Raw genomic sequence first — 21,621 nt, 5'->3', positions numbered from 1 at the left:
GCCATCAGCCCCAGCTGATGGCGAGCACTCCATAGGCCTTGGCGCCGCCGGGTGCGTTGACCTCGATCGAGTCGCCGACTTCCTTGCCGATCAGCGCGCGCGCGATGGGAGAGGAAATCGAGATGCGACCAGCCTTCACGTCCGCTTCCTGGTCGCCAACGATCTGATAGGTCTTTTCTTCGTCGGTGTCCTCGTCAACGAGCTTCACCTTGGCGCCGAACTTGATCTTGTCGCCGGACATCTTGGAGAGGTCGATGACCTCGGCGCGCGCTGTCAGGTCTTCCAGCTCGCCGATGCGCCCTTCGTTGTGGCTCTGGGCTTCCTTGGCCGCATGGTATTCGGCATTTTCCGAAAGGTCACCATGCGCACGTGCTTCGGAAATCGCCTCGATGATCCGAGGACGTTCTTCCTGCTGACGCCAGCGCAATTCTTCGTGCAGCTTGACGAAACCACCCTGCGTCATCGGTACCTTATCAACCATTTCTCTGTCCTTAACTCCCTGTGTCCGCTTAGCCGACGACACAAAAGAAAACAGGTCCCGAGGGGGAACCTCGGAACCGTGCAACAAACCTAACTGCTCAGCTTATAGCAGATCGGTGCTGCTGATTTCCAGAAAATTCGAATGAGCGGGTCCGTAACCTGCTGCGACTTTTCGCGCCAAACTTGAAAAACGTGCGCCGGCAGCGCACAGGATTGACCTTTAGTGATGGAACATATAGTGAACATACGGATGAAGAAGTCCCTCGACGAGCGATTGGCTATCCTTTCGGATGCGGCCAAGTACGACGCATTCTGCGCTTCCAGCGGCATGACCAAACGCGATTCGTCGAAGAGCGGCGGTCTGGGATCGACGGAAGGGGCGGGCATCTGCCATGCCTATGCGCCGGACGGCCGGTGCATTTCTCTGCTCAAGATCCTGCTCACGAATTTCTGCATCTACGACTGCGCCTATTGCATCAATCGTTCTTCCAGCAATGTGGAAAGGGTGCGCTTCACCGCCGAGGAGGTGGTTTGGCTGACGCTCGAGTTCTATCGCCGGAACTATATCGAGGGTCTGTTTTTATCCTCGGGCATCAACGCTGCCCTCTCCACGCAAAGGCGACGCAGACGGTGTTCGGCGAGGGGCCGAGGGATGCACAGACAATGTTCGTCGGCGAGCAGCCCGGCGACCAGGAGGATCTTGCCGGACGCCCGTTCGTCGGGCCTGCCGGCAAGGTTTTCGATCAGGCGGTCAAGGAGGCTGGCATCGACCGGCAGATGGTCTACGTCACCAATGCGATCAAGCACTTCAAATACGAGCCGCGCGGCAAGCGGCGCATCCACCAGAGGCCCAACATGGGCGAGGTGGCGCATTGTCGATGGTGGCTGAACCTTGAAATCGCCCTCATCGAACCGAAACTGGTCGTCGCCATGGGCGCGACCGCGCTGGCGTCGCTGACGGATACGAAGCATCGGTTCTCCGATATCCGCGGCCAGGCAATCCCGCATCGGCAGGGCGGATGCTGTTCGTGACGATACATCCGTCCTATCTGCTGCGTATCCCTGACGAGCGGCTGAAGGCGGAGGAGATGGTTCGGTTCAGGCAGGATATGATGGAGATTCAGCGGCTTATGAGCATGCTTGGAGAAAGCGATTCCGCTGGTTCAGGCGGCCTCGCTTAATCGGGTTGATGGCAGATGCGCGCGGGCGCCCAGCACTTCCATGCCAACGATTCGGCCATCGCCGTCATAATCGAGGATGATTGCGGAGGATACTCCGGCGCTGTCAGAGACCTCTTCGATCGAAAACCGAATGTAAGCCGCGCCGGCCTCTCGCGTCATATTCTACGGCAGGTTTCATGACCTCCGGGCACCACGGAAGAGAAATGCCGATATTATACGAATTTCGTCGTCCGTTTGCACGCAAACACGCGAAGCTATCGATTTTCCCGCCCTGCAGTCTTGCTGAAGCGGCGTTCCGGACCGTTTCCGCTCGGATCGCTCTCGATCCATTCTGGCTGAACGACAGGTGTTTCGACCCACTGCCTGGAGAGGCGGCGCTCTCGCATCACCGTTTCTGCATGATGCGAGTAGCGGAGCGGCTTGCTCATCTATCCTCAGGCAAAATAGCTTTGCAGCGGCCGCACTTCCAGGTTGCCGGCCTTGAGCGCCTTGATCGCCTGAGCGGCGGCTTCGGCGCCGGCCATCGTCGTGTAGTAGGGCACCTTCTGCATCAGAGTGGCGCGGCGAAGCGACTTGCTGTCGGAGATCGCCTTGTTGCTGTCGGTGGTGTTGATGACCAGCTGGACCTGGCGGTTGCGGATCGCGTCCTCGATGTGCGGGCGACCTTCGAGCACCTTGTTGATCTTGGTGGCGCTGATGCCGTTTTCAGCGAGGAAACGTGCCGTACCGCCGGTCGCAAGAACCTTGAAACCCTGTTCGACAAGGAGGCGGATCGCCGGCAGGACGCGTGGCTTGTCCTCGTCGCGCACAGACACGAAGACCGTTCCGTCACGCGGCAGTTCGACGCCGGCGCCGAGCTGCGCCTTGGCGAAGGCTAGCGCGAAATCCGTGTCGAGGCCGATGACTTCGCCGGTCGAGCGCATTTCCGGGCCGAGCAGGATGTCGACGCCGGGGAAGCGGGCGAACGGGAAGACGGCTTCCTTGACTGCTATGTGCCTGAGGTTGCGCGGATCCGGCTTTTCGCCATAGGCGGCAAACGCCGCGTCGAGCCTTTCGCCGGCCATCGCGCGAGCCGCGATCTTTGCAATCGGTGCACCGATGGTTTTGGCAACGAACGGTACCGTACGCGAGGCGCGCGGGTTCACTTCGAGAACGTAGACGATGCCATCCTTGATCGCGAACTGCACGTTCATCAGGCCGACGACGTTGAGCGCCTTGGCCATAGCCCTTGCCTGGCGCTCCAGTTCGTCGATCATCTCCGAAGAGAGCGTGCGCGGGGGCAGCGAGCAGGCGCTGTCGCCCGAGTGGATGCCCGCCTCTTCGATGTGCTCCATGATCCCCGCGACATAGGCGTCGGTGCCGTCGGACAGGCAATCGACGTCGACTTCGATGGCATTGCTGAGGTAGCTGTCGAACAGCAGCGGGTTCTTGCCGAGGAGGGTGTTAATCTGGCCGGTCTTATCGTTCGGGTAGCGCTGCTTGATGTCCTCGGGAACGAGTTCCGGAACAGTGTCGAGCAGATAGGTCTGCAGCATGCTCTCCGAATGGATGATCTGCATGGCGCGGCCGCCAAGCACGTAGGACGGGCGAACGACCAGCGGGAAGCCGATTTCGGTCGCGACAAGGCGGGCCTGCTCGACGGAATAGGCAATGCCGTTATTCGGCTGATTCAGGTCGAGCTTCATCAGAAGCTTCTGGAAGCGGTCGCGGTCTTCGGCGAGATCGATCATATCGGGTGCTGTGCCGAGGATCGGGATACCGTTCTTCTCGAGCGCTTCGGCAAGCTTCAGCGGCGTCTGGCCGCCGAACTGCACGATGACGCCGACGACTTCACCCTTTTCCTGCTCAGCACGCAGGATCTCGATCACGTCTTCGGCCGTCAGAGGCTCGAAGTAGAGGCGATCGGAGGTATCGTAATCGGTCGAGACCGTTTCCGGGTTGCAGTTGATCATGATCGCTTCATAGCCCGCATCCCTCAAGGCGAAGGCGGCGTGGCAGCAGCAATAGTCGAACTCGATGCCCTGGCCGATGCGGTTCGGGCCGCCGCCGAGGATGACGACCTTCTTGCGGTCGGAAACGTCGGCTTCCGAGCGCGCGCTGCCCACGAATGGCGTCTCGTATGTCGAATACATGTAGGCGGTCGGCGAGGCGAATTCGGCGGCGCAGGTGTCGATGCGCTTGAACACCGGGCGGACGTTCAGGCTGTTGCGCAGTTCCGCCACTTCCTTCGGGCGCTTGCCTGACAGTGTCGCAAGGCGGGCGTCGGAGAAGCCCATGGACTTCAGGGTGCGCAGGTTGGTTGCATCGGCCGGCAGCCCGTGCTCGCGGATGCGCGCTTCCATGTCGACGATCGCCTTCAACTGGGCGATGAACCACGGATCGATCTTGCAGCCTTCATGCACTTCTTCCGGGCTCATGCCCATGCGCAGCGCCTGGGCGACCATGCGCAGACGATCCGGCGTCGGCGTTCCGATGGCGGCGCGGATGGCGTTCTGGCTGCCTTCGCCTTCTTCGACGCCGGGAATTTCGATCTCGTCGAGGCCTGTCAGGCCGGTTTCGAGGCCGCGTAGCGCCTTCTGCAGCGATTCGGCGAAGGTGCGGCCGATCGCCATGACTTCGCCGACGGACTTCATCGCGGTCGTGAGAACAGGCGAGGCGCCCGGGAACTTTTCGAAGGCAAAGCGCGGAATCTTGGTGACGACGTAGTCGATCGACGGCTCGAAGGAGGCGGGCGTCGCGCCCCCGGTGATGTCGTTGTCGAGTTCGTCGAGCGTGTAGCCGATGGCGAGCTTGGCTGCGACCTTGGCGATCGGGAAGCCGGTCGCCTTGGATGCCAGAGCGGACGAACGCGAAACGCGCGGGTTCATTTCGATGACGACGAGGCGGCCGTCCTTCGGGTTGACGGCGAACTGCACGTTCGAGCCGCCTGTTTCAACGCCGATCTCGCGCAGGACGGCGATCGAGGCATTGCGCATCATCTGGTATTCTTTGTCGGTCAGGGTCAGCGCCGGCGCCACGGTGATCGAGTCGCCGGTGTGGACACCCATCGGATCGATATTTTCGATCGAGCAGATGATGATGCAGTTGTCCGCCTTGTCGCGGACGACCTCCATTTCATATTCCTTCCAGCCGAGAACCGATTCTTCGATCAGCACTTCGGTGGTCGGGGAGGCGTCGAGACCGCCTCCGATGATTTCGAAGAATTCCGAGCGGTTGTAGGCAATCCCGCCGCCGGTGCCGCCCATGGTGAAGGAGGGGCGAATGATTGCCGGCAGGCCGACGACGTCGATCGCCTGGGCGGCAATCGCCATGGCATGGCTGATATAGCGCTGCTTGCGGTCGGTTTCGCCGAGGTTCCATTCGTTCTCGAGCGCATCCAGCGCTTTGTCCAGATCCGCGCCCGAGAGGCTTTCCTTCAGCTTGTTGCGCTCGGCCTCGTGCGTCTTGCGGTCCAGATCCTTGATATCGGTGGCGTTGGCCAGCATCGAGCGCGGCGTTTCGAGGCCGATGCGGAACATGGCTTCGCGGAACAGGGCGCGGTCCTCAGCCATGTCGATGGCGGCGGGCTTGGCGCCGATCATCTCGACATTGTAGCGGTCGAGCACGCCCATGCGCTTCAGCGACAGCGCCGTGTTCAGCGCGGTCTGGCCACCCATGGTGGGTAGAAGCGCATCCGGGCGTTCCTTGGCAATGATCTTGGCGACGACTTCGGGCGTGATCGGCTCGACATAGGTCGCGTCGGCGAGGCCCGGATCGGTCATGATCGTTGCCGGGTTGGAGTTGACGAGGATGACGCGGTAGCCTTCCTCCTTCAGCGCTTTGCAGGCCTGGGTGCCGGAGTAGTCGAATTCGCAAGCCTGGCCAATGACGATCGGTCCTGCGCCGATGATGAGGATCGATTTGATGTCTTGGCGCTTCGGCATGGGCGTTTTCCACTTTCTAGCTGCGCAGAAAGCCGGCCAGGGTGGGAAGCACCGGCCGGGTCGCGCATATGATGGTCTTTTCAGGCTAGAAGCGGCTTATAGGCAAATGTTTTTGCAAACGGAACCCCATAATTTGCGGAATCGACAGGAATCGCAGGGTTCTTTCCGGCCTATGCGAGATGCGGCACCACAAGTGCGCGAATCTCTCCCGGAGGCGCCGGGTTGCCGACGGCTTCGGTGGCCTCGCCGAGGCCGATGCATCGGGAAATAAGGGGGGCGATTCTGATCGTTCCGGACGCGATCAGGTCGGCTGCACGTCCGTGGGTGAAGGGGTTGAGAAACGAATTGACGAGCTTGATCTCTCGAAAGAGCAGGTCGAAGGGCTCGATTGTGATTTTCACGCCCTGCGGCATGACGCCAAGGATGACCACTGTGCCGCCGCGCCGCGCAAGGGAAGGCGCCTGTTCGATCGTTTCCGCGACGCCGGCACATTCGATCACCGCATCGGCGCCTGCGGGCAGCCAGCCGTTCGCGCCGGTGAGCTGTTCGATGATGTCGCCGGAGGTCGGGTCGGCCGTTGCCGTCGCGCCCAGGCTCTCGGCGAGGCGACGCTTCTCCGCGTTGCGCGTCACGAGGATGACGCGGGTGGCCCCGGCAAGGCGAGCGAGCTGGACGACGAGCAGCCCGATGACGCCGCCGCCAAGAATAATGACCGAAGATCCGGGTTTGATATCGGCAAGATCGACGCCGTGCAGGCAGCAGGCGAGGGGCTCGCAGAAGGCGCCATGCAAGGGATCAATGTCTGCCGGCAGCTCGAAGGCCTGCTTCTGTGGGACGATCACATATTCGGCAAAACCGCCATTGCGATGGATGCCGATGGCCTGGAGATTCCGGCAAAGATTGACGCGCCCGGACTGGCATTCGGGGCAGCGGCCGCAGGCGATGTTCGGGTCGCCTGTTATGCGCATCCCGGGTCGGAAATCCGTGACGCCCGATCCGACTGCCTCGACGAGGCCTGCGAATTCGTGGCCGAGCGTCACCGGAGGTTTGGATGGAAACTCGCCGAGAAAGAGATGGCGGTCCGTTCCGCATATGCCGCAAGCCTCGATCCGCACCAGCAGTTCGTCCGGCCCTGGAACCGGCTTTTCGACATCACGCAGGAACAGCTGCCCCGTCGCTTCCAGACGCACAGCTTTCATCGGCGTTGCTCCTCCGCAGTCTCCCCGGCTTTCAAGAAGAGCGAAAGGAGGAGTCTCGTCAAGCGCTTGCTTGAATTTCTTCAACCGAAACGGCGGCGCGCGTCTTCGGCATAGCTTCGGCTGACGGGGATTTCGCTGCCGTCGTGCGTCAGGATGACAAGCCTGCCGTTGCCGCGTCTGATGCTCTGGACATGGGCATCGGCAATCCAGTGAGACCGGTGCACCCGCAATCCGGGCGTTCCTGCTGCTTCCCGAAGGGCATCAGCAAACCGGAGCAACACCAGTTCGCGACCGCGGCTGGTCACGACCTCGGTGTAGTGATCCTGAACGGAAAGCCGCAGCAGTGCGCCGCGGTTCGGCGGTTTGAGGCGATCGACAATCGATGCCGCGGGTGCCGATTCGGATGGAGTGGATGCCGGGGTGGCAGCTTCGGCAATCCGCTGATGCATCGCCATGTAGGTCAGCAGGCAGAACAGCGCACAAAGCGGTATGGCGAAGAGCGCGCGGTGAAGACCGTTGTCCATCTCGCTCCATACGCCGACAAAGGCAAAATCGATGCCGCCGAGGGCAAAGCCGATCGGAAGGGCGGAAGCGATCGATCCGATCATCATGCGCCCGAGCAAGCTTTCGATCGTGCCTCGCAACAACACGTCGGCGATGACCGAGCAAAGGATCGCAATTGCCCAGGCGACGGTATGCACGATCAGCCAATAGCTCAGCCGCTCCCCGGCATTCATGCGGGTGGATGTGCCATACGCACCGGTAACCGTGAAAATCAGAACAACGGCCGCGAAGGTCGCCCAGAAGCGCGGCGAGCGGATAAAGACCTGCAATTGGCGAAGCGTGGATTGCATGAAGGTGTGATCCACGAAGTTTTCCTGCCGTTTGCGCCATTCGAATTGAGAGCGGAAAATTCATGGCGGAAAGAGCGAGCAAGTTCAACCGGAATACCCAATCATGACCCTCGAGCCGCTTTTCGATGCACCGCTTGCCATTCAAATCCATCTTGCTGCCGTGACGCCGGCAGCGCTGCTCGGCGCCTATATTCTTCTGCGACCGAAAGGCACGCTGTTTCATCGATTCCTCGGCAGGGTGTGGTTGGCACTTATGGTGGTGACGGCGCTATCGAGCTTCTTCATCCATCAGCTTGATCTGTTCTACGGCTTCAGCCCCATTCACCTTCTTTCCATCGCAACGCTTTTCGGCAGCTGGCAGGCAATTGCTGCGGCCAGGCGGCGCGATATCCGCACGCATCGACGCATCGTCAGAAGCCTCTATTTCGGCGGCATCGTCGTTGCCGGCCTCTTCACGTTCGTGCCGGGTCGTATCATGTACGCTGTCGCCTTCAGCGGCAGCGTGTGGCGGGGCGCTCCCGTCGCGCTGTTCATTCTGCTCGTTCTCGCTTTGATCGTCTTCCACTCCATGCGCAGGAAACGCCTTGCATGAAACGGCTGGAATTCGTCTCGTCGACGGATATATTAACCCTGCGAAGAGCATGCGTGGGCATCGCCGGGGAGAGCATCATGGAATGGAAAGGCCGGCGTCAGTCCGACAACGTCGAGGATCGTCGCAATGATCCTTCCATGGGTGGATTGGGCCAAGGCGGAGGCTTCAACTTTCCATCCGGCGGCGGTATGGGACGGCGCGGCGGCGGCCTTAGCATCGGCACGATCATATTTCTGGTGGTCATCTACTTTATTCTCAAGGCGATGGGCATAGACCTGATGCAGGTCCTGGATGGAGGATCTGTCAGCGGTCCAGGCTACGAACAAAGCCAGTCCAGAGATCAGCCGCCTGCCAACGACGAGATGACGGCGTTCATGCGAACGGTCCTGGCCGAGACGGAGGATACGTGGCAGGGCATATTCAAATCCATGGGGCGCGACTACGAAGAGCCGCGGATGGTGCTGTTCTCCGGACAGACGCAGTCGGCCTGCGGCTTTGCCTCCGCGGCAACCGGGCCGTTCTATTGCCCCAGTGACCACAAGGTGTACCTCGACACGGCCTTCTTCCAACAGTTGAGCCGCCAGTTCGGCGCTTCCGGCGACTTCGCCGAAGCCTACGTCGTTGCCCACGAGGTCGGCCATCACGTGCAGAACCTGCTTGGCATCCTGCCGAAGTTCAACGAAGCCCGTCAGCGGATGAGCGAGGCCGATGCCAACAAGATGTCCGTTCGCGTCGAGCTTCAAGCGGATTGCTTTGCCGGTATCTGGGGCAAGTTTACCCAGCAGAAGGGTATTCTCGAGGCCGGTGACCTGGAAGAGGCGCTGAATGCCGCCCAAAAGATCGGCGACGACACGCTGCAGAAGCGAAGTCAGGGCTACGTCGTCCCTGAGAGCTTCAATCACGGCACATCGGCGCAGCGTGCCAAATGGTTCAAGCGGGGCTTCGACAGCGGCCAGCTGTCGGCATGCGACACCTTCTCCGGGCCAGTTTGACCGCGATAACCGGCCTCGATCTGACGAGGCCGGACTGCATTTCAATTTTCACTGTCCATGTGCTTGAGTATCGCGGCGGGGTAGCGGCTGCCTGCGGCCGAATCTCTGGGTACGGCACGATCAATCGCTGTCATGTCGCTGGCTGACAGTTCGACTGCGCGCGATCCCAATGCCTCGGTCAGACGATCGCGACTGCGGGCGCCGACGAGGGGCACGATGTCTTTTCCCTGGGCTGCGACCCAGGCTATCGCAACCTGGGCGACGGAAACGCGTTTGGCATCGGCAATCTTGCGAAGTTCCTCTACGAGGGCGAGGTTTTGGTCGACGTTACCCTCCTGGAAACGAGGGCTGATGCCGCGGAAATCGCCAACGCTGTTGCCCTGGCCTTTCTGCCAATGACCGCTGATCAACCCGCGAGACAAAACGCCGTAGGCGGTAACGGATATGCCGAGGTCACGACAGGCCGGCAGGATCTTGTCCTCGATGCCACGGGAGATCAGCGAGTACTCGATCTGCAGATCGCAGATCGAATGGACGGCAGCCGCCCGCCGGATCGTCTCGGCGCCGACTTCGGACAGGCCGACGTGCCTGATATATCCGGCTTTGATCATGTCGCCGATTGCGCCGACGGTTTCCTCGATCGGCACGTCAGGATCCAGCCGGGCAGGGCGGTAGATATCGATGTAGTCGACGTCGAGGCGCTTCAGCGTGTAGGCGAGAAAGTTCTTGATCGCCACAGGGCGGGAATCGTAGCCGCCCCAGCCGCCCTCCGGGTCGCGTAGGGCACCGAACTTGACGCTGATGACAGCGTCGTCGCGGCGGCGGCCCTTGAGGGCCTCGCCGATCAACATCTCATTGTGGCCCATGCCGTAAAAATCGCCGGTATCGAGCAGATTGATCCCGGCGTCGAGGGCGGCATGGATCGTCGCGATGCTCTCGGCGCGGTCCGACGGACCGTACATGCCGGACATACCCATGCAACCGAGACCGAGGGCCGAGACTTGAGGGCCGGTCTGCCCCAAACGATAGATCTGCATTTCGCTCTCCTTGACGGACGCTGCGTTGCGTCTCGAGTTCGGTTTGATGCGTGCCGCGTTGTGCGACAATCCGATATATTTCGAACAGCCTGTGCGGGAAAATGGACAATGGACGATCTGCCTCTGAATGATCTGGATGCTTTCACCGCCGTGGCAAGGAAGCGCAGCCTTCGAACGGCAGCGCGCAAGCGCGGGGTTTCCGCTGCGTCGCTTAGCGATATGCTGCGGCGCCGCAAGCTGGTGTGCTCGTACCCATTCTCGAGGGTTGGCTGACGCGTTTTCGGGTCCGCTTCCGTATTATACAAGCCGCAGGCACATGCCGTCCTCGCTGCGTGCCTTTGTGGATTTCGTCCAGGCCGAGCACCGGAATACCGGTTAGGTGCGCCTTTTGTTCCGTTATTCGATCAACATAACTCGTAGCCCTATCAAAAGATTTGAAATGTTCACGTATTGTTTCGTTTAATGGCTTGGGATATGTAACATTCCCGGCGACGAGATCGTCTTTCCAGAAACAACACGCTGTAGAGATATCTCATGCTCGATCCGAAATTCGTTCGTCGCGGCCTCTTCCTCGTCTTCATGATTCTGTTTCTGGATGTGATCGGCATCGCGATCATCATGCCGGTGCTGCCCGTCTATCTAGAGCAGTTGACGGGTGGCTCCGTCAGCGATGCAGCGCTCGATGGCGGCTGGTTGCTCGTCGTCTATGCCGGGATGCAGTTTCTGTTTGCACCCTTTCTCGGCAACCTCAGCGATCGTTTCGGCCGGCGCCCCATTCTGCTTCTGTCAGTGCTGACGTTTGCGATCGACAATCTCATCTGCGCGGTCGCCACCAGCTTCTGGATGCTGTTCGTCGGCCGCATGCTTGCCGGTTTGAGCGGTGGCAGCTTTGCGACCTGCTCCGCCTACATCGCCGACATCAGCAATGACGAGAATCGCGCCAAGAATTTTGGCTTGATCGGTATCGCATTCGGCGTCGGTTTTACGATCGGCCCGGTGATCGGCGGCTTTCTCGGCGAATTCGGCCCGCGCGTGCCGTTCTACGGGGCTGCTGCGGTTTCCTTCGCCAATTTCGTCGCCGCCTGCTTCCTCTTGCCGGAAACGCTGGACGAGAAGAACCGGCGTGTCTTCGAGTGGAAGCGTGCCAACCCGCTGGGTGCGCTGAAGCAGATGCGCAATTATGCCGGCATCGGTTGGGTCGGCGCGGTCATGTTCCTTTTCTGGCTGGCGCATGCGGTCTATCCCGCCGTCTGGTCTTTCGTCTCGACCTATCGCTACGGCTGGAGCGAGGGCCAGATCGGGCTTTCGCTCGGCATCTATGGCATCGGCGCGGCGTTCGTCATGGGCGTCGTGCTGCCGAAGATCGTGCCTGTTCTCGGTGAACGGAAAACCGCCGTGATGGGCTTGTGCTTCTCGGTCGTCGGTCTGACAGGCTATGCTTTTGCCTGGCAGGGCTGGATGGTCTATGCGGTGATCGTGCTCACCGTCATGGAAAATGTGGCCGATCCGCCGCTTCGCAGCATTGCCGCCGGCAAGGTGCCGCCTTCGGCGCAGGGTGAACTGCAGGGGGCGTTGACGAGCCTCAGCAGTATCACGACGATCATCGGACCTCTTATCTTCACGCAGATGTTTGGCCATTTCACCGGTCCGGATGCGCCCGTCAGCTTCGCCGGTGCGCCTTATCTGATGGCCGCTCTCTTCATTCTCGTCGCCGCCATCCTGTTTCTTTTGAGGGTGCGTACCGTGAAGTMCGCAAGTGCTGGACCAGCTGGCGCGGTGAACCATCAGAATTCATGATGTGATGATGAATTTTTCATCATTTGCATGTTTTTGAGTATTTATTTGCGCCATTTTCGTCTACATCGTCGCGATGCCTGACGCTGCATCATGGCCGTCAGCGATTGAAATCACAGGAATTTGGACATGGACACGCCGATCGACGCGGGAAGGCGGGCGCCGAAAACTGACAACCGTTGGGGCGCGCACATCCGCGCAACGCTGGCGCTCGGGATTCCGCTGATCGGTGCACAACTTGCCCAGCTCGGCATCAACACGACGGATGTGATGATCGTCGGACGGCTCGGCGCCGAGCATCTGGCGGCGATGGTCCTTGCCGGGCAGTTTCTCTTTACCATTCTCGTCTTCGGGTCCGGCTTTTCGATTGCCGTCATTCCGATGGTGGCGCAGGCCTACGGGCGCGGCGATGTCGTTAGCGTGCGCCGGTCGCTGCGCATGGGGCTTTGGGTCGTTCTGGCTTTCTGGGTCCTGATGTTGCCGGCCTTCTTCAACTCCGAGAGAATCCTCCTTGCTGCCGGCCAGAAGCCCGAGGTCGCGGCACTTGCGCACAGCTATATCGTGATCGGGCAGTTCGCCGTGCTGCCGGGGCTTCTCTACAACGTCATGCGGGCACTCGTCAGCGCCATTGGCAAAGCTGCGGTGATCCTGAACGTGACGATCGCGATGCTGGTGCTGAACGCCATCTTTGCCTACATGCTCGTGCTCGGCCACTTCGGCCTGCCGGCAATGGGGCTCAGGGGCGCTGCGATCGTTTCTGTGGTGGTGCAAACGGCGGGTTTCTTCTTCATTCTTGCCTATGTGCAAAGCAGGCCGGAAACACGACGCTACGAGCTTTTCGTGCGGTTCTGGCGTCCGGACTGGAAAGCCTTCTGGGAGGTCGTGCGTCTCGGTATGCCGATCAGCGTCACCATTCTTGCCGAGGTGAGCCTGTTCACGATGGCGTCGCTCCTGATGGGCCGGATCGGCACGATCGAACTCGCTGCGCACGGGATTGCGCTGCAATGGGCGTCCATCGCCTTCATGATTCCTCTTGGCCTGTCGCAGGCTGCAACGGTTCGGGTGGGCGTCGCGCACGGTCAGGGCGATCACGTCGCCCTGGTGCGGGCAGCCGTTGCCGTGTTTGCCATCTCGGGCGCCATCTCGGCTGTCGGCGGCCTGCTGTTTGCGGTCATGCCGACGTTTTTTGCCAGCTGGTTCCTCGATACGCATTCGGCGCAGGCACCGCAGGTGCTTGCCTATGCCGGTCCTCTCATCGTCATCGCAGGGCTTTTCCAGTTGGTCGACGGCCTTCAGGCGATTGCCAACGGTCTGTTGCGCGGGCTCAAGGACGCACGGGTGCCGATGATCATGGCATTGGTTGCCTATTGGCCGATCGGCTTCTTCCTCGCCTGGGCTCTCGCCTTTCCGCTTGGTTTTGGCGGCATCGGCATTTGGATGGGCTTTTTGATCGGGCTATTCACAGCGGCCGTGATGCTGTGCGGGCGTTTTTATCTTCTTATGCGCCGAAATGCATAGGCTGGCCCCCGCGACGTGAAAACCGTCGGCTCGAAACCATCGAGCCGATCCAAGATCCGGAGCGAGTGCAGCGCGGCCTTATCGCGGCGCGCCGTCGCCCGTACGGCTCTTCCAATGGCGCGGCAGGTCGTCGCTGATGATGTCCCAACCGATCCTTTCCGACACCCAGATGTGATCCGTGGGCCTGTAGGACTCCGCTTGGTCGAGACTTATCGTCATGACGTCGATGGTATCCGGATCCGTGTTGTTCTCGTAGGTCAGCGGCGAGCCACATGTTCCGCAGAAAGTCCTGATGACCTCAGGTGACGAGGAGAACCGCCTTGGTTCGCCGCTTTCGAACACGAACGTTCGCGCCGGAAAACCCACGAACGGAAGAGCCAGGGACGAGGCAATCTTGCGGCACGTCCGGCAGTGACAGATGCTACTCAGCAGGGGAGTGCCGGCGATAGCGTAGCGGATTTCGCCGCACAGGCAGCCTCCTCTGTGGACCTTCGCGGTCTGCTCCATCGTTTTTTCCTCGATGCGACCTCTTTCCAGGGTGTCAGGCAGGCACCCGTCAAAAAGAAAACCGCTTGCAACGATCTGCTGCAAGCGGTTTTTCCGTATTCTCAGTTCAAAGCTGCGCCCGCATCCAGCGAGGGGAGGCTCAACGCTCCGCCAGGGCCGTTTCGCCCTTTTTCTCGCGGACCAAGTTGACGAAGCGGCGGAAGAGATAGTGGCTGTCCTGCGGGCCGGGGGATGCTTCGGGGTGGTGCTGCACGGAGAAGATCGACTTGCCGGCGACGCGTAGGCCGCAATTGGTGCCGTCGAACAGCGAAACGTGAGTCTCTTCAACGCCATCAGGCAGAGACTTCGTGTCGACAGCGAAGCCGTGGTTCATCGAAACAATCTCGACCTTGCCCGTCGTGTGGTCCTTCACCGGATGGTTGGCGCCGTGGTGGCCCTGATGCATCTTTTCCGTCTTTGCGCCCAGCGCCAGACCCAGCATCTGGTGACCGAGGCAGATGCCGAAGACCGGGATGTCGGTCTTAATCAGCTTCTGGATGACGGGCACGGCATATTCGCCGGTTGCGGCCGGGTCGCCCGGGCCGTTGGACAGGAAGATGCCGTCCGGCTGCATCGCGAGCACATCTTCGGCGCTTGCCGTCGCGGGCATCACGGTCACCTTGCAGTCGAGGCCGGCAAAGAGGCGCAGGATGTTGCGCTTGACGCCATAGTCGAGGCAGACGACGTGGTATTTGGCATCTTCGGCCTTGAGTTCGCCGTAACCTTCGTTCCAGATCCACGGGGTCTGCGACCACTGCGAGGATTGACCTGATGAAGCGATCTTGGCGAGGTCGAGGCCTTCCAGGCCGCTCCATGCCTTGGCCTCGGCCTTCAGCGTCTCGATGTCGAAGACGCCGTTCGGGTCGTGGGCGATCACCGCGTTCGGTGCGCCGTTCTCGCGGATCCAGGCGGTGAGCGCGCGGGTGTCGACGCCGCAGAGCCCGATGACACCGCGTGCCTTCAGCCAGGTGTCGAGATGCTTGACGGCGCGGAAGTTGGACGGATCGGTCATGTCGGCCTTGAAGATGACGCCGACCGCGCCGTGGCGTGCTGCCGGCGTCAGGTCTTCGATGTCTTCGTCATTGGTGCCGATGTTGCCGATATGCGGGAAGGTGAAGGTGACGATCTGACCGAGGTAGGAGGGATCGGTCATGATCTCCTCATAGCCCGTGAGCGCGGTGTTGAAGACCACTTCGGCCTGGACCTTACCGGTCGCGCCGATGCCCTTACCTTCGATGACGGTGCCGTCGGCCAGAACGAGCAGGGCGGTGGGCTTTTCGGTTGTCCAGGGTGCTGTCGCGGTCATCTTCATCCGTTTCCGGCAGCCACACGTCCTTGGGCAACGCTGGCCGGCCATTTGGTTTGCAAGCATAGGCGCGCGGCAAGGCACGCGCTGTCAGGCCTGATCACGAATTTTGGTGCAGGTGGCGGTAAATAGCCACGCTATTTCCAGAGGTCAATCTTAGTACCGCAGATAAAGCCTGTTTTCTCCCGCTTTCTGTCGGGATTCTTGCAATTTATTTGATCCCACGCATTCGTCTGGTTTATGAAGCGGCATTCAAACAGGAGTGATTATGATGTTGCGCGATCAACTCGCCGCCGCCCTCAAGGATGCGATGAAGTCCAAGAATGCCGAGCGGCTTTCGACCGTTCGCCTGATTCAGGCTGCCGTCAAGGACCGGGATATCGCCAATCGCGGCGCCGGCAAGGAACAGGCAAGCGACGACGAAATCCTGCAGATCCTTGCCAAGATGGTGAAGCAGCGCGACGAATCGGCGAAGATCTACGAAGAGAATGCGCGCCCGGAACTGGCGGCCAAGGAACGCGCCGAAATCACCGTCGTCCAGGACTTCATGCCGAAGCAGCTTTCCGAGGCCGACATGCGTGCCAACATCGCGGCGATCATAGCCGAGACGGGTGCTGCCGGTCCGAAGGACATGGGCAAGGTTATGGCGGTTCTGAAAGAGCGCTATGCCGGCCAGATGGATTTCTCCAGGGCCTCGGGTGCCGTCAAGGAATTGCTGAACTGATCAGCCTAGTCTCGCGGCCCTCGTGATCGTGGGCCCGAGCACCGCTTCGGCGGCGGTATCGACAACGGCGAATTTCGCCGCCTGGTAGCCCCAGTATTCCATGACGAAGGCGCGGGACAGCCAGACCTTGCCTTTATAGTGCGGCAGCTCCCACCCGATGCTCCCCATCTCGGCAGCCTGCGTCAGCAGGCGCTTGAGATGTGTGTTCGAGATCATGAACTGGTCGCGGATGTCCTTTAGCGATAGCGTGCCGATCTCGACGCGCTCGGACGTGCGGTCGAACGATGAGATCCGGCTCATCAAATAGTCCATCACGAGACCACCGGAGCTGGCCCAATTGAAAAGATTGTATGTCGCACCGGGGTCGCGCACCGCGTCGCTGTCGATGATGGCCTTGGCGATCAGCGGCTGGATCCGCGGAAAGGCCAGGGGGTCCGCCATCGTCTGCTCCAGGCGGTTGCCGCCATCCAGATGGTCGAGAATGGCAAGATGAGTGGCGAGCCACTTGAAAAAATGCTCCTCGGCGGTTTCCGTCGGCTCCAGCAGTCGCGTGCGCTTGTCGAAAGCGCTTTCGATCGATCGCAGAAAGCGATAGGCGAGCATTTCCTGGATGAACGCTGCGGCCGTGTTGCGACTTGCAATCTTGTGGCTGACCACAAAGCTGATGAAACGGCCTGAATAGAGAGCAACCCTGGGCTCACCGGGATAGCCGTAGTGAAGTGCAAAGCCGCTATGCGCCATCAGCCAGCGCTGTTGCGCCGCGAAGATAGAGGCGATTCTCGGACTTTCGCGATAGATCGCCAGCATTTCTTGCGCACAGTGAAGCACTGCTGCAAAGAATGCGTCACTTTTCAGGAAATCTTCGACTTTGTGGGGCATGCAACCATACCAGTGGGCCGCCTTCATCGGACATGGCCATAGCGGCTGTCAATTGCTTTCTTCGGCAAAACATGAGTGATATTTGCACAAATGGCCGCCAGGCAGCCAAAAGGTGAAACCATAAGCTGAAATTAGAGAAGGCAGGAGCTGGGGGAGCTCCTGCCTTCTTGCTCTTTGCTTCCGATTGGCTACGCAGGGTTAAAACCCAAGCCAACGGGATATTCGCAAAGGCACCCTCGCGAGGCGGCGCCGGGGGTAGGGATGGTGCCTCGCTCGGGGATCGCTTTGTCGAATTGGAAGTTATTGCGATGCGGCATGCGATTCAAATTACAAAAAAATAATAATTGGCCGCAGTGGTTGCCTTAAGTGTGGCGGCGCTCGCGGTTCCCGTTTGTTGCAGGGACTGCGGCGCATTCCAAAGACGACGGTCAAGGTGTTGTTTATAAATCCGTTTGAGCATTTTGTGGCTATACTGACTGAGTAGCCTCGATGGCTGAGTTGTGGTCCAAGACGTCGCAGGAAACGTTGTTGTCGCACCCATGTCGCAGCTGCCGGTCACGCATTGTTGAAGAGTGACTGGCGCACGCGAAACCGCGATATGCCGGCTAACCTGTGAATAGCGGGCCTTTGAGGCAAAGGTCGTGGCGTGCGCCGGCGAACTTGCCTATATGGAGATTAGCCAAGAGGTTTAGATGCGCTTTTCAAATTCCTTTCTCGACGAGATACGCGACCGCGTGCCGATTTCGGACGTGATCGGCCGCCGTGTGAGCTGGGATAAGCGCAAGACCAACGTATCGCGCGCCGACTACTGGGCATGCTGTCCGTTCCACGGCGAGAAATCACCGAGCTTCCATTGCGAGGACCGCAAGGGTCGATATCACTGCTTCGGCTGTGGGGTGACAGGCGATCACTTCAGGTTCTTGACCGAGCTGGAGGGGTTGAGTTTCCCGGAGGCCGTGCAACAGATCGCCGACATGGCGGGCGTCGCGATGCCGATTGCCGATCCCGTCATGGAAAAGCGCGAGAAGGAGCGCACCTCGCTTCTCGACGTGATGGAGCTCGCAACGCAGTTCTTCCAGGATCAGTTGCAGACCGCGAATGGCGCGCGGGCGCGGGCCTATCTGCGCGACCGCGGGCTGACCGGGCGGACGATCGAAACCTTCCGACTTGGCTTTGCCCAGGACAGCCGTAACGCATTGAAGGAGTTTCTGGCCGGCAAGGGTGTTCCCAAGGAGCAGATCGAGGCGTGCGGGCTGGTCGTTCACGGGCCCGAGGTGCCGGTGTCCTACGACCGTTTCCGCGACCGCATCATGTTCCCGATCCTGTCGTCTCGAGAGAAGGTCATCGCCTTCGGCGGCCGCGCCATGTCGCCGGATGCGCCCGCCAAGTATCTGAATTCGAACGAGACCGAACTCTTCCACAAGGGTAATGTGCTTTATAATTTCACGCGTGCCCGGCGTTCAGCGCAGGGCGCGAACGGCGATGGCACGATCATCGCCGTCGAAGGCTACATGGACGTGATCGCACTGCACCAGGCAGGCATTGAAAACGTCGTTGCGCCGCTCGGCACCGCGCTTACCGAAAACCAGCTCGAGCTGCTGTGGAGAATGACGCCGCAGCCGGTGCTGTGCTTCGACGGCGACGGCGCCGGCATTCGCGCGGCAAATCGTGCGGCGGACCTTGCATTGCCTCATATCAAGCCGGGTCGCACCGTCCGCTTCGCCTTGCTGCCGGACGGCAAGGATCCCGATGATCTCGTGCGCAACGAGGGGCGTGCGCCATTCGACAAGGTGATGAGCCAGGCGAAGCCGCTGGCTGAGATGATCTGGGGCCGCGAGATCAACACCGGCAAATTCGAAACGCCGGAGGCGAAGGCGGAGCTTGAGGCTCGGCTGAAGCAACTGGTGGCTGTGATCGCCGACGAAAACGTCCGCCGGCATTACCAGCAGGACATGCGCGACCGGTTGAACGGTTTCTTCCAGCCGCAATTCCAAAATCGCAGCAATGAACGACGCAATTTCGAGCGCGGTGGCGGCCAGAACAAAGGGCGGGGGAACGACGGTCCGCGCGGTGCGCGCGTCACCGGCGGCATCTCCGAGCGCCTGGCACGTTCCGGGCTTGTCCGCGGCCATCAGGACGTACCGGCGTTGCGGGAGAGCGTGCTCGCGCTCACCGTCGTCAATCATCCGGCGCTGATGCAGGACGAGTACGACGAGATTGCCTCCATCGACTATGATAGCCGGGAGCTCCAGAGGCTGTGGTCCGGCATGCTGGGCGCCGCTGCTGCCGTTGCCGCGCCGCATCTGACACGGGAATACCTGATCGAACGCCTGGAGGAACTTGGCTTTGCCGAGCTGATCCAGAGCCTGGAGCAACAGATCCGCAATGCACGCCTGTGGATCGCCACCGAGGAGGCGGCGATGGAGGATGCCCGTGAGGGATATCGCCAGGCGCTTGCCTTCCACAAGCGCGCCAAGGCGCTGCGCTGGCACAAGATCGAACTCGAGCGCGAGATCGCCGAGGCGACGGAAGCTGGAAACGGCGAGGTAATCGACCAGTTGATGCGGGCGCTGCAAGAAGTCCATTTCGAAGGACTGAGGCTTGAGAACCAGGAAGCCATCGTCGACGGCTTCGGCGTGCTTTCCGGCCGGGTCAAAAAGGCAGCGAACCACTGATGCAAGGAATGGAAACGGCATTTTCAGCCGGGGATGCGCTGTTCGGCGCGGAGCGTTCGCCGATCGACATCCTCAATCGCGTCTATGGCTACCCGGCCTTTCGCGGCAAGCAGCAGCAGGTGGTCGAGCATGTCGTTTCCGGCGGCGATGCCGTGGTGCTGTTTCCAACCGGAGCGGGCAAGTCGGTTTGCTTCCAGATTCCGGCACTGTGCCGTGAGGGTCTCGGCATTGTCGTCTCGCCGCTGATTGCGCTGATGCGCGATCAGGTGGAGGCGATGAAGCAGCTTGGCGTTCGCGCAGCGGCGCTGAACTCTTCCCTGTCGCGAGAGGAGTTCATAGACGTTCGCCGGGCGATTTCAGCCGGCAAGCTCGACCTTCTCTATGTGACGCCGGAGCGCATTCTGATGGATGGCTTCCGTGAAACGATCGGCAATTCGAAGATCGCGCTGTTTGCCATCGACGAGGCGCATTGCGTTTCCCAGTGGGGACACGATTTCCGGCCGGAATATCGCGAACTCGGCAAACTTGCGGAACACTATCCCGGCGTGCCGCGCATCGCGCTGACGGCAACCGCCGATCCGCACACGCGCGACGACATCGTGGAGCGCCTGGGTCTGCATAGTGCCAGAGTTTTCACCACCAGCTTCGACCGGCCGAACATCAGCTACGAAATCGTCGAGCGCGATCAGCCGCGCCAGCAGTTGCTGCGGTTCCTCTCGGGACACAAGAGAAACAGCGGCATCGTCTACTGCCTGTCGCGCGCCAAGGTCGAGGACACGGCGGAATGGTTGAACACGCAGGGCATCCGGGCGTTGGCCTATCATGCCGGGATGGACCGCGCGCTTCGCGATGCCAATCAGGATGCCTTCCTGAAAGAGGAAGATCTTTGCCTTGTTGCGACCGTTGCCTTCGGCATGGGTATCGACAAGCCGAACGTGCGCTATGTCGCGCATCTCGATCTGCCGGGATCCGTCGAGGCCTACTATCAGGAAACCGGCCGCGCCGGGCGCGACGGGTTGCCGTCCGAGGTCTGGATGGCCTACGGCATGGCCGACGTGATCCAGCGGGGCCGCATGATCGACGAAGGCAACGCTGCCGACGAGATCAAGCGCGTGGAGCGCTCCAAGCTCAATGCGCTGCTGGCCATCTGCGAGACCGCCTCCTGCCGCCGCCAGGCGATCCTTGCGCATTTCGGAGAGACCTCTGCGGGCAATTGCAACGGCTGCGATACCTGCCTGAAGCCGGTCGAGACCTGGAACGGCACGGATACGGCGATCAAGGCGCTTGCCGCCATCTATCGCACAGGCGAGCGCTTCGGAACGGGACATGTGGTCGACGTCCTGCTCGGCAACGTCAACGAAAAGACCGAGCGGTTTGGTCACGCAACGATGCCGGTCTTTGGCGCCGGAAAAGACATTCCGTCGCGGACATGGCAATCGGTCTTCCGCCAGCTGCTCGCCATGGGGCTTATCCGCGTCGATCACGGCGCATTCGGTGCCCTGAAGCTAGAACCGGAAGCCCGGGCGGTCTTCAAGCGCGAACGCGAGGTGTTTTTCCGCAAGGATCGTCCGGCTTCCGAACGTCGGACCAAGAAGACGGCGCAAGCCGAGCGTCGATCTGTCCTCTCCGGTGCCGACGGGGTGCTGTTCGAGGCGCTGCGCGCCGAACGCACGGCAATCGCCAAATCGCTCGGAGTGCCACCCTATGTCGTTTTCCCGGATACGACGCTGATCGCCTTCGCCACGGAGCGGCCGCGTACACACAAAGAGCTGCTGGGTATATCGGGTGTCGGTCAGTCGAAGCTGGAGCGCTACGGCGATGCGTTCTTGGACGTGGTCCTGGGGTACGACGACTAGTCTGCATGCCTTGCGTTTTCCAGGAGTTCGGTTGCGCCTGTCTGTTTTTGCAATCTCAGGCTGGC

The 21,621-nt window shown here is 60.7% G+C and carries 17 protein-coding genes and 3 pseudogenes; 10 read left to right on the top strand and 10 right to left on the bottom strand.

Annotation, left to right across the window (positions count from 1 at the left end; genetic code table 11):
• Nucleotides 1-4: 4 nt before the first annotated feature.
• Nucleotides 5-481 (bottom strand): transcription elongation factor GreA, encoded by a 477-nt coding sequence (greA, locus tag AC1DMK_RS05750; RefSeq protein ID WP_037058569.1) that lies wholly within the window; start codon nt 479-481, stop codon nt 5-7.
• A 249-nt stretch (nt 482-730) separates the two neighbouring features.
• On the opposite strand from greA, the pseudogene AC1DMK_RS05745 reads away from it, so the two are divergent.
• A pseudogene (locus AC1DMK_RS05745) lies at nt 731-1,075 on the top strand (putative DNA modification/repair radical SAM protein); the annotation flags it as partial.
• Nucleotides 1,076-1,077: 2 nt separating this feature from the next.
• Nucleotides 1,078-1,661 (top strand): annotated as a pseudogene (locus AC1DMK_RS05740) (UdgX family uracil-DNA binding protein); the annotation flags it as partial.
• Here the strand turns inward: AC1DMK_RS05740 and AC1DMK_RS05735 are convergent.
• From AC1DMK_RS05735 to AC1DMK_RS05715, 5 genes are all read right to left on the bottom strand, one after another.
• Complete coding sequence (locus tag AC1DMK_RS05735; protein WP_477857644.1) at nt 1,644-1,820, bottom strand: DUF2283 domain-containing protein; 177 nt, start codon at nt 1,818-1,820, stop codon at nt 1,644-1,646. The pseudogene AC1DMK_RS05740 and the gene AC1DMK_RS05735 overlap by 18 nt on opposite strands.
• 95 nt (nt 1,821-1,915) lie before the next feature.
• On the bottom strand, nt 1,916-2,089 hold the full coding sequence (locus AC1DMK_RS05730) for a DUF4258 domain-containing protein (RefSeq protein ID WP_477857642.1): 174 nt from the start codon (nt 2,087-2,089) through the stop codon (nt 1,916-1,918).
• A 6-nt stretch (nt 2,090-2,095) separates the two neighbouring features.
• Nucleotides 2,096-5,584, bottom strand: coding sequence for a carbamoyl-phosphate synthase large subunit (carB, locus tag AC1DMK_RS05725; protein WP_477857641.1), 3,489 nt, complete (start codon nt 5,582-5,584; stop codon nt 2,096-2,098).
• Nucleotides 5,585-5,754: 170 nt separating this feature from the next.
• Nucleotides 5,755-6,783, bottom strand: a complete 1,029-nt coding sequence (locus AC1DMK_RS05720) for a zinc-dependent alcohol dehydrogenase family protein (RefSeq protein WP_037058564.1) — start codon at nt 6,781-6,783, stop codon at nt 5,755-5,757.
• An 80-nt stretch (nt 6,784-6,863) separates the two neighbouring features.
• Nucleotides 6,864-7,637, bottom strand: coding sequence for a LytTR family DNA-binding domain-containing protein (locus AC1DMK_RS05715; RefSeq protein WP_477857713.1), 774 nt, complete (start codon nt 7,635-7,637; stop codon nt 6,864-6,866).
• 103 nt (nt 7,638-7,740) lie between these two features.
• On the opposite strand from AC1DMK_RS05715, the gene AC1DMK_RS05710 reads away from it, so the two are divergent.
• Both AC1DMK_RS05710 and ypfJ read left to right on the top strand, forming a co-directional pair.
• Entirely contained in the window at nt 7,741-8,229 is a 489-nt protein-coding gene (locus AC1DMK_RS05710; protein WP_477857639.1) for a DUF2306 domain-containing protein, read from the top strand.
• Between the two features lie 77 nt (nt 8,230-8,306).
• A complete protein-coding gene (gene ypfJ / locus AC1DMK_RS05705) occupies nt 8,307-9,221 on the top strand; it encodes a KPN_02809 family neutral zinc metallopeptidase (protein ID WP_037058558.1) in 915 nt (304 codons plus the stop codon).
• Between the two features lie 41 nt (nt 9,222-9,262).
• Here the strand turns inward: ypfJ and AC1DMK_RS05700 are convergent, their stop codons facing one another.
• Nucleotides 9,263-10,258, bottom strand: coding sequence for an aldo/keto reductase (locus AC1DMK_RS05700; RefSeq protein ID WP_477857637.1), 996 nt, complete (start codon nt 10,256-10,258; stop codon nt 9,263-9,265).
• A 108-nt stretch (nt 10,259-10,366) separates the two neighbouring features.
• Between AC1DMK_RS05700 and AC1DMK_RS05695 the strand changes: the two are divergent.
• From AC1DMK_RS05695 to AC1DMK_RS05685, 3 genes and pseudogenes are all read left to right on the top strand, one after another.
• Nucleotides 10,367-10,489 (top strand): annotated as a pseudogene (locus AC1DMK_RS05695) (helix-turn-helix domain-containing protein); the annotation flags it as partial.
• 303 nt (nt 10,490-10,792) lie between these two features.
• Complete coding sequence (locus AC1DMK_RS05690; RefSeq protein ID WP_477857636.1) at nt 10,793-12,055, top strand: TCR/Tet family MFS transporter; 1,263 nt, start codon at nt 10,793-10,795, stop codon at nt 12,053-12,055.
• 126 nt (nt 12,056-12,181) lie between these two features.
• On the top strand, nt 12,182-13,570 hold the full coding sequence (locus AC1DMK_RS05685; RefSeq protein WP_037058553.1) for an MATE family efflux transporter: 1,389 nt from the start codon (nt 12,182-12,184) through the stop codon (nt 13,568-13,570).
• A 78-nt stretch (nt 13,571-13,648) separates the two neighbouring features.
• On the opposite strand, the gene AC1DMK_RS05680 is transcribed toward AC1DMK_RS05685, so the two are convergent.
• Both AC1DMK_RS05680 and carA read right to left on the bottom strand, forming a co-directional pair.
• Nucleotides 13,649-14,077: a GFA family protein gene (locus AC1DMK_RS05680; protein ID WP_477857634.1), complete on the bottom strand. Its 429-nt coding sequence runs from the start codon at nt 14,075-14,077 to the stop codon at nt 13,649-13,651.
• A gap of 139 nt (nt 14,078-14,216) precedes the next feature.
• Nucleotides 14,217-15,422: a glutamine-hydrolyzing carbamoyl-phosphate synthase small subunit gene (gene carA, locus AC1DMK_RS05675; protein WP_037058897.1), complete on the bottom strand. Its 1,206-nt coding sequence runs from the start codon at nt 15,420-15,422 to the stop codon at nt 14,217-14,219.
• A 271-nt stretch (nt 15,423-15,693) separates the two neighbouring features.
• On the opposite strand from carA, the gene AC1DMK_RS05670 reads away from it, so the two are divergent.
• Nucleotides 15,694-16,146 (top strand): GatB/YqeY domain-containing protein, encoded by a 453-nt coding sequence (locus AC1DMK_RS05670; protein WP_037058896.1) that lies wholly within the window; start codon nt 15,694-15,696, stop codon nt 16,144-16,146.
• Here the strand turns inward: AC1DMK_RS05670 and AC1DMK_RS05665 are convergent, their stop codons facing one another.
• Nucleotides 16,147-17,025, bottom strand: a complete 879-nt coding sequence (locus AC1DMK_RS05665) for a hypothetical protein (protein ID WP_477857631.1) — start codon at nt 17,023-17,025, stop codon at nt 16,147-16,149. It lies immediately after the preceding gene.
• Between the two features lie 692 nt (nt 17,026-17,717).
• Here AC1DMK_RS05665 and dnaG point away from each other — a divergent pair.
• Entirely contained in the window at nt 17,718-19,700 is a 1,983-nt protein-coding gene (dnaG, locus tag AC1DMK_RS05660) for a DNA primase (RefSeq protein ID WP_037058551.1), read from the top strand.
• Nucleotides 19,700-21,556 carry a DNA helicase RecQ gene (gene recQ, locus AC1DMK_RS05655; protein ID WP_477857629.1) on the top strand — a complete coding sequence of 619 codons (1,857 nt, stop codon included), beginning with the start codon at nt 19,700-19,702 and terminating at the stop codon, nt 21,554-21,556. The genes dnaG and recQ overlap by 1 nt, the downstream gene beginning before the upstream one ends.
• Nucleotides 21,557-21,621: the final 65 nt, after the last annotated feature.

It is taken from the genome of Rhizobium sp. 05L419, from assembly GCF_056397845.1.
This window is presented reverse-complemented; position numbering and strand designations above follow the sequence as displayed.

Bases quoted from the DNA above. Each gene is read 5' to 3' on its own strand.
- AC1DMK_RS05710 (WP_477857639.1), top strand. From the start codon at position 7,741: ATGACCCTCGAGCCGCTTTTCGATGCACCGCTTGCCATTCAAATCCAT.
- recQ (WP_477857629.1), top strand. From the start codon at position 19,700: ATGCAAGGAATGGAAACGGCATTTTCAGCCGGGGATGCGCTGTTCGGC.
- ypfJ (WP_037058558.1), top strand. From the start codon at position 8,307: ATGGAATGGAAAGGCCGGCGTCAGTCCGACAACGTCGAGGATCGTCGC.
- carA (WP_037058897.1), bottom strand. From the start codon at position 15,422: ATGACCGCGACAGCACCCTGGACAACCGAAAAGCCCACCGCCCTGCTC.
- AC1DMK_RS05730 (WP_477857642.1), bottom strand. From the start codon at position 2,089: ATGAGCAAGCCGCTCCGCTACTCGCATCATGCAGAAACGGTGATGCGA.
- AC1DMK_RS05735 (WP_477857644.1), bottom strand. From the start codon at position 1,820: ATGACGCGAGAGGCCGGCGCGGCTTACATTCGGTTTTCGATCGAAGAG.
- greA (WP_037058569.1), bottom strand. From the start codon at position 481: ATGGTTGATAAGGTACCGATGACGCAGGGTGGTTTCGTCAAGCTGCAC.
- AC1DMK_RS05680 (WP_477857634.1), bottom strand. From the start codon at position 14,077: ATGGAGCAGACCGCGAAGGTCCACAGAGGAGGCTGCCTGTGCGGCGAA.
- AC1DMK_RS05700 (WP_477857637.1), bottom strand. From the start codon at position 10,258: ATGCAGATCTATCGTTTGGGGCAGACCGGCCCTCAAGTCTCGGCCCTC.
- carB (WP_477857641.1), bottom strand. From the start codon at position 5,584: ATGCCGAAGCGCCAAGACATCAAATCGATCCTCATCATCGGCGCAGGA.
- dnaG (WP_037058551.1), top strand. From the start codon at position 17,718: ATGCGCTTTTCAAATTCCTTTCTCGACGAGATACGCGACCGCGTGCCG.
- AC1DMK_RS05670 (WP_037058896.1), top strand. From the start codon at position 15,694: ATGTTGCGCGATCAACTCGCCGCCGCCCTCAAGGATGCGATGAAGTCC.
- AC1DMK_RS05715 (WP_477857713.1), bottom strand. From the start codon at position 7,637: ATGCAATCCACGCTTCGCCAATTGCAGGTCTTTATCCGCTCGCCGCGC.
- AC1DMK_RS05665 (WP_477857631.1), bottom strand. From the start codon at position 17,025: ATGCCCCACAAAGTCGAAGATTTCCTGAAAAGTGACGCATTCTTTGCA.
- AC1DMK_RS05685 (WP_037058553.1), top strand. From the start codon at position 12,182: ATGGACACGCCGATCGACGCGGGAAGGCGGGCGCCGAAAACTGACAAC.
- AC1DMK_RS05720 (WP_037058564.1), bottom strand. From the start codon at position 6,783: ATGAAAGCTGTGCGTCTGGAAGCGACGGGGCAGCTGTTCCTGCGTGAT.